The organism is Gilliamella sp. B2785 (assembly GCF_026537005.1).
Lineage (GTDB): Bacteria > Pseudomonadota > Gammaproteobacteria > Enterobacterales > Orbaceae > Gilliamella > Gilliamella apicola_E.
Map to the genome: position 1 here is coordinate 28,118 of NZ_JAFNNC010000002.1, position 11,419 is coordinate 39,536.

The 11,419-nt window shown below is 32.6% G+C and carries 11 protein-coding genes and 1 tRNA gene; 5 read left to right on the plus strand and 7 right to left on the minus strand.

All coding sequences use genetic code 11. From position 1 onward, the window contains the following. Window positions 1-21 precede the first annotated feature (21 nt). Window positions 22-339 (minus strand): TusE/DsrC/DsvC family sulfur relay protein, encoded by a 318-nt coding sequence (locus J3U24_RS02410; RefSeq protein WP_065562146.1) that lies wholly within the window; start codon window positions 337-339, stop codon window positions 22-24. A gap of 193 nt (window positions 340-532) precedes the next feature. On the opposite strand from J3U24_RS02410, the gene J3U24_RS02415 reads away from it, so the two are divergent. Beyond that, window positions 533-620 (plus strand) — tRNA-Ser (locus tag J3U24_RS02415). A 333-nt stretch (window positions 621-953) separates the two neighbouring features. On the opposite strand, the gene J3U24_RS02420 is transcribed toward J3U24_RS02415, so the two are convergent. The 6 genes from J3U24_RS02420 to J3U24_RS02445 all read right to left on the minus strand — a co-directional run bounded on the left by J3U24_RS02420 (window position 954) and on the right by J3U24_RS02445 (window position 9,229). Further along, on the minus strand, window positions 954-1,679 hold the full coding sequence (locus J3U24_RS02420) for a hypothetical protein (protein WP_267346969.1): 726 nt from the start codon (window positions 1,677-1,679) through the stop codon (window positions 954-956). Between the two features lie 1,028 nt (window positions 1,680-2,707). Next, window positions 2,708-3,874, minus strand: a complete 1,167-nt coding sequence (locus J3U24_RS02425) for a serine hydrolase domain-containing protein (protein WP_267336793.1) — start codon at window positions 3,872-3,874, stop codon at window positions 2,708-2,710. A gap of 232 nt (window positions 3,875-4,106) precedes the next feature. Next, entirely contained in the window at window positions 4,107-5,708 is a 1,602-nt protein-coding gene (locus J3U24_RS02430) for a bifunctional aspartate transaminase/aspartate 4-decarboxylase (RefSeq protein ID WP_065562154.1), read from the minus strand. Window positions 5,709-5,737: 29 nt separating this feature from the next. Further along, a complete protein-coding gene (gene aspT / locus J3U24_RS02435; RefSeq protein WP_065562155.1) occupies window positions 5,738-7,438 on the minus strand; it encodes an aspartate-alanine antiporter in 1,701 nt (566 codons plus the stop codon). A gap of 298 nt (window positions 7,439-7,736) precedes the next feature. Continuing rightward, complete coding sequence (locus tag J3U24_RS02440; RefSeq protein WP_065562156.1) at window positions 7,737-8,135, minus strand: hypothetical protein; 399 nt, start codon at window positions 8,133-8,135, stop codon at window positions 7,737-7,739. Window positions 8,136-8,161: 26 nt separating this feature from the next. Then, window positions 8,162-9,229 carry a class I SAM-dependent methyltransferase gene (locus J3U24_RS02445; protein WP_416380471.1) on the minus strand — a complete coding sequence of 356 codons (1,068 nt, stop codon included), beginning with the start codon at window positions 9,227-9,229 and terminating at the stop codon, window positions 8,162-8,164. Window positions 9,230-9,365: 136 nt separating this feature from the next. Here J3U24_RS02445 and J3U24_RS02450 point away from each other — a divergent pair, with 136 nt between their 5' ends. The 4 genes from J3U24_RS02450 to J3U24_RS02465 are packed head-to-tail and all read left to right on the plus strand — an operon-like array spanning window position 9,366 to window position 11,403. Continuing rightward, window positions 9,366-10,085, plus strand: coding sequence for a beta-ketoacyl synthase chain length factor (locus J3U24_RS02450; RefSeq protein ID WP_220225017.1), 720 nt, complete (start codon window positions 9,366-9,368; stop codon window positions 10,083-10,085). Beyond that, window positions 10,067-10,855 carry a lysophospholipid acyltransferase family protein gene (locus J3U24_RS02455; RefSeq protein WP_267330136.1) on the plus strand — a complete coding sequence of 263 codons (789 nt, stop codon included), beginning with the start codon at window positions 10,067-10,069 and terminating at the stop codon, window positions 10,853-10,855. The genes J3U24_RS02450 and J3U24_RS02455 overlap by 19 nt, the downstream gene beginning before the upstream one ends. A 29-nt stretch (window positions 10,856-10,884) precedes the next feature. Further along, a complete protein-coding gene (locus J3U24_RS02460; protein WP_065562159.1) occupies window positions 10,885-11,139 on the plus strand; it encodes a phosphopantetheine-binding protein in 255 nt (84 codons plus the stop codon). A 15-nt stretch (window positions 11,140-11,154) separates the two neighbouring features. Then, a complete protein-coding gene (locus tag J3U24_RS02465) occupies window positions 11,155-11,403 on the plus strand; it encodes an acyl carrier protein (RefSeq protein ID WP_267336791.1) in 249 nt (82 codons plus the stop codon). The last annotated feature ends 16 nt before the right edge of the window (window positions 11,404-11,419 follow it).

Genomic DNA, 11,419 nt, shown 5'->3' on the forward strand with positions numbered 1-11,419 from the left:
GAGTATAATTGTTCTCTTAACTTAAATACATTTCACAGGTTTAGGTAAGCCTGCAAGTTTAGTTGCTTGTTTAGCTGGTCCGTCAGGAAATAATTTATATAAATAGCGACTATTACCTTTTTCTGGACCAAATTTTTTCTCCATTGCTTTAACTAACGCACGGATTGCTGGTGATGTTTTATATTCTAAATAAAAATCACGAACGAATAAAATGACTTCCCAGTGAGCATCAGTTAATTCAATAGACTCTTTAATAGCTAATTCAGGCACCAAATCAACAGACCAATCCTGCCAATTCTTTAAATAGCCTTTTTCATCGGTTTCTATTTGATTTAACATTTTTCAAAACATGGTTTGATATTTGCGGTGTATTATACTCAAATAATAAGATTCCAACACTAATTTTGGTAAGTAAACCATATCAATTTACCTAAATTGACCCGAATTTGGCGAAAATTAGAGCAGTTGATGAAAAATATTAAATTAGCTATTTACAAATAAGTCCGTCTCCTTTAATATTCACAGCCATTGCGGAAGTGTGGCTGAGCGGTTGAAAGCACCGGTCTTGAAAACCGGCGAGGGGCGACCCTCCCAGAGTTCGAATCTCTGCGCTTCCGCCATCTTTCCTAGAGATTAATCAAATAGTTACAATTCAAAACTCAATAAATAACTCTCTTCCAAAATATATCACTTAGAATTAACTTAGAATATATCTATTTTCCCTAAAATACCTGTTTTACGTACAGTGAAAATCATCATCAATTTTTTTGCTGGGGTAAAACTCATACCATTTTTAGCAAATTTCTGCGATCCGCTTTCCAACTTTTCACTTCAATTCACACTCCAGAAAAATATTAGTTATGATGAATAAAACTAACTAATCTTTCATAACATGATCACAATAAACTACACAAAACAATTTACATACTAACCGACCCAGACACCGATTCAATTTACGATTGCGAAAATGATTCGTATTTGATTTTTCCTCTCTCTCGATATACACAATGACTGGTAGTGCTTTTATCGGAATAACGGATTAAACAAAATCGGAATTTTTGAATCGTATCAAGATGTTTTTGAAATTCAATAATACGATCACTAATATAGGATTTTAGTTCATTTTCATTCTTATCTAACATTGGTAGAACATATAGTTGGTCATAATATTTGCCATATCTAGTTCCATCAACAGGATCTTTATAGATAATAGTATAATCATTATCATCGAGTAAATTGATATAAGGATATTCTGAAACTAAATATTCTTCATAGTGATCTAGTCTTCCACCATTCCAAGGATTAACAAATGAGGAATTACCTTTTTGAGTAGCTAGCGCATAACTTAACATGCTGTTATCCGGATTTTGACAACTTAAAATAATGTACATTTGGTCATCGGTAACAAAAGAGTGTTTAAATTTATGACAAATTGGTTTGTCATAATTAGCACTACCATAATAAAATTTACCACCGTTTGTTGCATAACCTTTAGCGAAATTCTCTCTTAGATTTTGAATCCGTCTTTCATCTAATGTTCCTTTATCTTTATAAAAAGGTTTTAAAGTATCGCCAAGTAATTTCTCTTCAAGTGCTTTTTTTTGCTGTCTATAATTTTGCTTTTTATTTTCTATGATCAAGTTATTTATCGGGATAAAAAAGATAATTGTAAATAACATTGTAATTGTTATGTAGTCACTTGTCTTTTTATTGGATTTGATTAGTAAGTAACATAACCCGATAATAGCATTAAAAATAAATAAAATGATAATTAAACCTGTAGTTACATTTTGATCGCTAAGTATAAGGTTTCTATTTTGACCAAGTCGAAAAAAAATTAAAAGGTATTCAATTGAGAGCAAAATTGTAATAAAAATTCGCATATTTTATATATTTTCAGCTATTTTATATTTTCATATTATTATGACAATAATAGTGAATGGCAAATTATTTATATGTTTATAATCAAGTTTTAAATTGATCGATACTATCAAGTTAACTCATCTTGTCGTTATCAACAACGAGAAAATACTAATGCTAAATTAACAAATTAATTGCACTACCTTATTTGTCTGATAATTGGGTATCGATTTTCATTGATTTTTGTATAAATAATTCTCAACAAGGGAAAATCAATTCACCTGTATCTCTTTCAATAGTTGATGTAATTTATCCAATCAGTATTAATCAGTTGGTACCAATTGTAAAAATATAACTAAATTGTTTAGGCAAGTCGTAGCATTGCTTGTTTTAAATCAATGGCTACTGAAAGTCGAAGTGTTTAGGAATATTCGTCGTGTAACGCCATATGACATTAATGCTGTGGTGACTGTTAGGTTTAATATTTATACCATTAACCAAACTTAAAAATTATTAAGCAGATCGTCGGATAGGCAAAATCACTTTCACTTTGTACATTTGAAACAGGTGAAGGAAATAGTTTCAGTAACATCATGCTCTGTTACATTCTAAAATTGATATGAGACATCGATTTTAGTGTCGATGATAATCAGATCTTCTGTTTCCAAAGAATATAACTCACCATTAACAACGTACACGTGCTTTTGTTAGCTAATGTTAGAAACGATACTATAGCTAATCTCAATAAGAACAATTTATTAATCAATTCATTACGATAGAACAGAACTTTTAATATTATATTAACTTAAAATAATAAATGTAGTTATCGATTTTGTTAGCTATTACTTTAAATACAACGATATATCGCCTCTTTGATTTTTTTGGGGTATAGGCCTGACATTCCTTCTATCGCTGTATTAGTAAAAATAACAACTGCTAAATCTTGTTGAGGGTCGTAAAACCAATCATGTCCGTACACACCAACCCACTCTATTGTGCCTTCACCTTGAGATGTTTGAGCTATAGCTGGATTATCAAGTACCGCACCGCCATAACCAAATCCCCAACCTGGACCTTGAGTAGCAAAGTCACTACTAATATAGCATTTAGCCATTTTATCCATTAATTTTTGTTCGCTTATTGGGTTATTTTTTGCGGTTAATGCTAACAAAAATTGTATAAACTCACACGCATTGCCAACCATACCTGCGCCACCAGATTGGTAAGCATTATTATTGTATATCCGTTTAGGATCATAAGATAAAATTCCATTATTCCATTCCGCACCTAAATGCATAAAATATGGACTTGGCATTGGTAAGGGCTCTGGAGCGGCATCATAATAATGAGTTACCAATTGACTGCTTTCAGATATAGTAAAACCAGTGTGTGGCATGTTTAAAGGTTCGGTTATTAGAGTTTTGATGACACTTGCTAATGATTGCTTTGTGGCCGCTTCTATTACTGCTCCTAATACATCTAGTGCTAATGAATAACACCAACTCGTCCCTGGTTGGTAAATAAGTGTAGTTTGAGATAAGCGCTTAAGATTCTCTTCCAAGCTGATAGCAATTTGATCAAAACCATCAGAAATCTGCAAAGAATTATAATTACCTTTACCATTAGGTTCATCAAATCGATACTTCAACCCAGCACTATGAGTCAGTAAATGATGTAAAGTTATAATCGGTTGCTCACCACTGTCAAGCTTAGGAGTGAAGCTAGGAAGATAATCGGTAACCGGCGATTGTAAATTAAGTAATCCTTTTTCTACTAAACATAATGCAGCAGCTGTCACTATTGGCTTCGTAACAGATGACAATAAAAATAGCGAGTCAGTATGCATAGGTATTTTTTGTTCACGATTAGCATAACCACAAGCTTGCTGATAGATAATTTCTCCATTTTTAGCCACTATAACAACAGAACCAACGATTCTTTTGTTTTCTATAGCTTCTTGATTGACGTGATTGATACTTTTAGACATTGCTGCTGATAGATGGTTAGTATTCATAATACATCCTTATACATTATTGATAACTTAAACTAACGATAGTTTCTATTTTTATTAACCTTAGATCATAAATTTATCCAGAAAATTCCTTAAGCTTTTTATTGTGTTACTAGCATAAATTAATAATAAAAACCAATACACTATTCTTAAATTATTAAATAAAACCACAATAAAAAACCCTAGATAAACTAGGGTTTGATAGTAAAGTTGATAAGTTAATCAGTATGATTATCTATTTTTTATTAGCTTTACCTTGATACTCTGCATAATACTCTTGTGCAAGTTTACGCATAGATAAACCAATCGCTGCATATTGATATTCATTTAAGTTAGCTAATGAAGCCCGAGCAGATGGATGTTGCACTGCAAACCCTTTACCTGGTAATAAAACTACACCAGCTTCATCAGCAATTCTAAATAACATTTCAGATGGATTTTTATTTTTTAAGATCCATTTAGCAAACTTATCATCATAAAGTTCACGACAAATATGTTCTAGATCAATTAAGGTATAATAATCGACACTATTTTCATCAGTATGATGTTCAAGTCCTAAATGTTGATACAATGATGCTGCTCGACGACGAATTAATGATTTTAATGCGGCTTTATAACTTTGATCAGTATCCATCATTTCACACAATGCAAATAACACCATTTGAACCTGTTGTGGCGTAGATAGACCAGCAGTGTGATTTAACGCAACCGCACGGCTATCTGCTACTAAACGATCGATAAATTTAAGATTTTCAGGATCGGTCACAATTGAGCTGTAACGTTTATCTAAAATCTGTCTAGCCTTGCTTGGTAATGCTTTAATTTTGTTATCTAAAATATTATCGTGTGCTATTGCAATCACACCTAAACGCCAACCTGTTGCACCAAAATACTTAGAGAATGAATAAACTAAAATCGTATTTTTAGGGCAAATAGCAAATAAGGATTGGAAATCATCAGCAAATGTACCGTAAACATCATCAGTTAAAATAATTAAATCTGGACGTTTTTTCACAATATCAGCAATGATTTTCAAACTTTTATCATCAATTTTTACTGATGGCGGATTAGATGGGTTAACTAAATAAAATGCTTTGATGGAAGGATCTTCTAATTTGCGCAATTCGGCTTCAGGATATTGCCAATTTTTATCAGGATCAGAATTAACTAACACTTCAACCAATTGATAATCATTAAGCTCTGGAATTTCCAAATACGGCGTAAAAATAGGTGCACCAATTGCAATTTTATCACCTTTTTGGATTAAGTTATTTTCTTTCATTGAATTGAAAATATAAGCCATTGCAGCTGTACCACCTTCAACAGCAAATAGATCAAGATCATCTCGTCTTAAATATTGCGCACCCATTTGAGAAAGAACATAGGCTTTAACCACCTCTTCACTAAAATGCAGCATTCTATCAGGTACTGGATAGTTACAGCCCAAAATACCTTCTACCATCTCTTGTAAGAAGGCATTTTCATCTAGACCTAGTTGATCGCGAATATATGAAAACGCTTTACCTAAAAATGACACGCCAGGAGTTTGATAATTTTGACGGACAAAATGTTCAAAACGACCTGTTAAACCAGCCTTAATTGGCATTCCTCCTATGCCTTCATTCATATATGAAAAAGACATTTCAGACTCTTGCAAAGCAAAAACACCAAGTTGGAAAAAAGCTTGTCGTGGCCATGTTGCCAAGAAATTAGGATTACCACGCCCCGCATTTAACATTACACGGTCAGTATGGCTTTGTGCTAGTTTAATTAAATTATCTTTCAATTCAAAAGGACTTAAATTCGCATATTTTGCATATTCATTATTACTTTTCATAACCATGTATCCTTAATTTGAGATGTCAATTAAACAAAAGCAACAACTAATGGCCCTAATAAAGTTAGGAAAACATTAGCTAAAGCATAGGTAATAGCAAAAGAGTTAGTAGGTGTTGAGTTACCCGCTTTATTTAGTACTTCACCAAAAGCTGGATTTGCACTACGAGAACCCGCCAAAGCACCAGCGAATACTGCAGAATTTTTATAACCCAGCACATACTTACCAAAGTAAATACCAAGCAACATAGGCAATAAAGTAACTACAACGCCAATTAGAAATAAAGAAATACCTTGATCTTTAATGGTATCAATAGCTTGCAATCCAGAGCTTAAACCAACTACGGCTACGAAGCCAGCTAGACCAAAATCTTTAAGTAATTGCACCGCACCCGTTGGGATGTTTCCAACAGTTTGATGTAAAGATCGATACCATCCAAATAATAAGCCTGATAACAAAGCACCACCACCAGCACCTAAGGTAATTGGAATACCACTAACACGAATTACAATAAGACCAATAATAAGGCCAACGACAAGACCTAAACCATGGAATATCCAGTCAGTTTTTTCGCTCTTTGTTATCGGAGCACCAATTTTATCAACTACTCGCCTTAAGTCACCATCAGTACCATAAACCGTAATAATGTCACCTAATTTGAACACCATATCATTATTTAATGGCAATGGTTGCCCATCGCGATGGACAGCAATTAAATAAATACCATGTTTTAGTTTCATTACTTCATCAGATGAAAGTACTTGCGTTAAGTTTTGACCAACATAACGTGTATTACGCATTTCGACATCTTGAGTATTCATAACCACATCCATACCCTGTGCCGAATTCACCTCTTCACCTAATAAATCAGTGGCTTTAATCATGGCATCACGATGGCCGACAACTAAAATAATATCTTTGGCCTTTAATAAAGTTTCTGGTCCAGCTTCAATAATACGATTACCACGTTTGATTCGTTCAATGCTTATACCGTTAATCACCTTTTCTAAACTTTCAACGGTCTGATTAACTTTATTGGTAATACGATATAAACGACCAGTTACATCTGATAAGGCAAAGTTCTGACCACTACCTAATAAAAGTGAACCATGTAATTGTTCTGCTTCTGCCTGAATTGCATCATCGTTAATTTCGCGACCCATAATTTTAGGTAAAATATTAACACAGACAATTATGGCTCCGAGTGAACCAAAAATATAAGTTACGGCATATCCAATAGTCACATTACCTTGTAATCGGCTTAACTCTTCAGGGCTTAAACCTAACTGAGTAAGAGCATCTGATGCCGTCCCCATTATTGCTGATTGGGTTAATCCTCCTGCAGCTAAACCAGCAGCAAGACCTTTATCTAAATGGAATAATTTGGCTAAAACGAGCACCGTAACAAAGCCAGCAACGGCAATAAATAGTGCTAAAAAGATTTCACGAAGGGTTTTAACCCCCAATGAACGAAAGAATTGTGGTCCACTTTCGAACCCTACTGCATAAATAAATAAAGCAAAAAGTACAGCTTTGACACCAGCATCAACCGTAACACCAAACACGCTTAATGCGACAGCAACTAGTAGGGAACCAGCCACTCCACCTAATTGAAATTTACCAATTCGAATACCACCAATCAAATACCCTAAGCTCAGTGAGAGAAATAAAAGTATTTCTGGTGAATGTTTAAGTCCATCTAAAATCCAATTTGAAAGCCATTGAAACATAATAATTGTCCTCAAGTGCTAAAATTTATGAAATAGAAAAAGATAGAAAAGAAAAGATTGGAACTTGAACTTTAATATTCATCACATTTTATGAATACTGTTATATATTAAACTTCAATGCAAAGAATAGATAGTTAATTTTAACGATTAATACTATTGTTAGGAGATAACAGATTATTAAAAAAGTAACATATTGTCATATTACAATATCTATAAATTGTTCTTAAAAAGAAGCCCAAACAATTTTTGGGCTTAAAGGTGGTTTAATTAAAAAATAAATTTCATTAAGTTCAAAGCGTTATTTTGCTCTGAAAATATTTTCTCTAATTTTAGCATCAAGATTGTTTATCCAACGATTGTAGTTGCGATGAACTTTTCCATTACTACCTTGTAAGTTTGAACTAACTGAAACATACTTAATTGAATACCCTGTTGCAGAGTAAGGGATATCAACAACAACTTCAAATTTACGATTGAATAATTGACCTCGGATAGTATCATTATTTAATGCTTGCATTTTCCAAGTACCAAATGCTGCTCTACCTTTAGTACCACTATCTAAAATAGCTTGTTTAACTTGTGCTTTAGTCAAACCATTAACTGGGGTACTAATACTATTTGGCGCTTGATATTTACTTGCACAACCGAATAATATTGAAACTAAAAAGAATGCTGCAATATATTTAAAAAATCTCATTGTTTACTCCTTAAGGATAATTTTAATTAACGTTTTTTACATATTAATAAAGTGTGTCCAAATCCAATCCCATCAATATCTTCCTCAACGTGAAACCCTGCTTCATTTAGACATTGATAAAATACTTTTGAATGGTAAAAACGGCTATTACCATTTGCTAAACAAGTAAAATAGAGAGAAGAAGCATTTAAACTTAATGCTCCTGCCTCAAAGTTTTGGCGATCCCAAAAAAGATCCATAATACAAACAGAAGCATCATCATTCATACTACGGTGTATTGTTTTCAAAATATGGACAATTTGATCTGAACTAAAACAATCTAAAAACTGGCTCATCCACCAGATATCAGCTTGGTTAGGGAAAATATCAGTTTCCAGTACATTTACACCAATACCATCGATACGATCTTCAAAGCCCGATTTTTTAATATTTTCTTTTGCAACTGAGATTTGTTCAGGTAAATCTAAGATTGTCACTTGAGTTTCAGGCAAATGTTTAGCTAAAAAAATTGCCCATTTACCTGTATTACCACCTATATCATAAACATGTTTAGGGTTCAATTTCATGATGTGAGGTAAAACAGCAGGAAAAGCGTGATCTGAATAAAAATGGTCGAAATCAAACCAACTTTTTTTTGCTTGTTCAGGCAGAGACTGCAACATGGGGTAAATCGTTTTACCATCACCAAAAACTTTGAGGCCACTCGGTTCGCCTTTTTCAAGTGCTTCTTGAAGAAAAAACATACTTTGGTAGCAGATATCTTGGGAAAAATTAAGGTTAACTTCTGTCATTTTATCATGCAATAAAAAATGACCAATTTTACCTAAAATATAGTTGGAGTCTTGCTGATAAATAACACGCATACTAAGTGCAACATCCAGCAGAAGTTCAAGTGCATAAGGTGATAAAGAAACTTTTTTAGTTAAATCCTCTAAATTAATACCAATTTTACCAGATTGATCAATAGAAGATAAAATTCCTTTGTTTTTCATGCACATTATGGCTTGGAATAATATAGGAGCAAAGGCAATTTTTTGAGCTTCAGTAATTGCTTCTAATGCTGTATAAATTTCCTTATTGAATCCATACTTGATGTTTTCTTGTCCAGTCAATGTATTGCCTTTTTATTGTTTTACTGTATTGTATAAATAAATCAGATTTTTTCAGTATTATCGAATTAATAATATTACAAAAAGTTGCTAAGTAAAGAATTAATTAAAAAATATTAATATGAGACTTTCTTTTTCAATCGAAAATTGGTTTGCTTTATCTGCTGGTTTATCCTCCAAATCTGACTGGCAATTATGGTCAAAACAGATTAATCACAATTGGGATTTACACATACCCAAACTCAATAAACTGCCTATGATGCAAGCAAGAAGAATGAGCATTTCTTCACGCCTTGCTGTTGAAGTTGCTTTAGAGCTCATAGAAAATAATAATGTGGATTTAGCGATTTTTTCAAGCCAACATGGTGAACTTGAAAAAACATATAAAATACTAGTTTCACTTAATCAAGCTAATGACATTTCACCAACCGATTTTGCATTATCGGTCCATAATACTGCTTCAGGTTTATTCACAATTATTGCCAAGCAAGCTATCCCTATCACATCGCTTAGTGCAAATAATGATGGTTTTCAACAAAGTTTGATTGAGGCTCTACCAACACTACAACAAAAAGATAAAAAAGTACTATTGATTGATTTTGATGGAATGGTTCCTGAATCTTACCAAACAGAAATTCATCAAATAATTCCATATTATGCGGTAGGTTATATCTTAACAAATGGCAATCAGTTAACATGCCAAAGTATTAATAAAACATCACAGAAAAATCCAATCAATTATCCTCAATCATTGGCTTTTTTACATGCTTATCTAAATAAAAAACAAAATTTCATCATACAAGGATTATCTCAAGACTGGCAATGGACGATAAATACATAAATAAACAAAAATTCTATACTATAAACCAGTGGTGGCGATTATTTGCGACCGCACTGGGTTTTATTATATTTGGTCTTTTTGGATTATTCGTTTTATCGTTGATATGGTTTAGTTTATTGAGATTATTTGTTTGGAAGAAACAAAAAAGAATTATTATTGCTCAATACAGCATAAGTATTAGCTTTAAAGTGTTTTTATGGATAGTAAAATCATTATGTATTTTCAACTATCAATTTAATGAAGTTGAAAAATTAAAGCAAGATGACGGATGTTTAATTGTTGCTAACCACCCATCTTTGCTAGATGTAGTTCTTCTCGTTTCAGTTATGCGTCGATGTGATTGCTTAGTTAAGGGTGCGTTACTCAATAACCTTTTTATTAGCCGCATTATAAAAACAGCAGGTTATATACTAAACGGTGAATCAGGCCAAATACTACCACAATGTAATGAAATCTTATCAAACAAAGGAAGAATTTTGATATTTCCCGAAGGAACTAGAAGCATACCTAATCATCCTATAACATTACAAAGAGGAGCTGCTAACATAGCATTAAGGTGTCATGCTGATATCCGAATAATACATATTCAATGTAATCCACCATGGTTGATAAAAAAACAAAAATGGTATGACATCCCTGAAAAAAAGGCATTGTTTAATATTACAGTAGGTGAAAAAATCAAAATAGATGACTTTCTAGAAGAAAATACAACTGTTGCAGCGAGAAAACTTACCAGACATCTCACAACATTATTAACGCTGGAACCATAAAAAAGAATAATAGATAAAAGGGAAATTAAATGGAAAAATTACATCATGATATAAAATCATTAATAATCGAAGTGCTTAATTTAGAAGATATCACATCTGAAGATATCGATACCCAAGCTCCATTATTTGGTGATGGTTTAGGTTTAGACTCAATAGATGCATTAGAACTAGGTCTTGCTATCAAAAATCAATATGGTATTGTTTTATCGTCAGAAAGTGAAGAAACCAAAAAAGCATTTTACTCAGTTAAAACGCTAGCTGATTTTATTAATTCTCAACAGTAATAAGGAAGATTTTTAATGGATAAGCAACAAATTTTTCAACAAGTACAATCAGCACTAGTTCAGCTTTTTGAATTATCTGCCGATGAGATTAAGCCAGAATCTAAACTTTTTGAAGAATTAGACTTAGATAGTATTGATGCAGTAGATTTAGTTGTACATTTACAAAAAAAGATAGGCAAAAAAGTTGATCCTGAAACGTTTAAAGCAGTAAGAACTGTTCAAGACGTGGTTGATGCAGTGTACAATTTGCTAAATACTAAATAGCATAATGAATAAATTT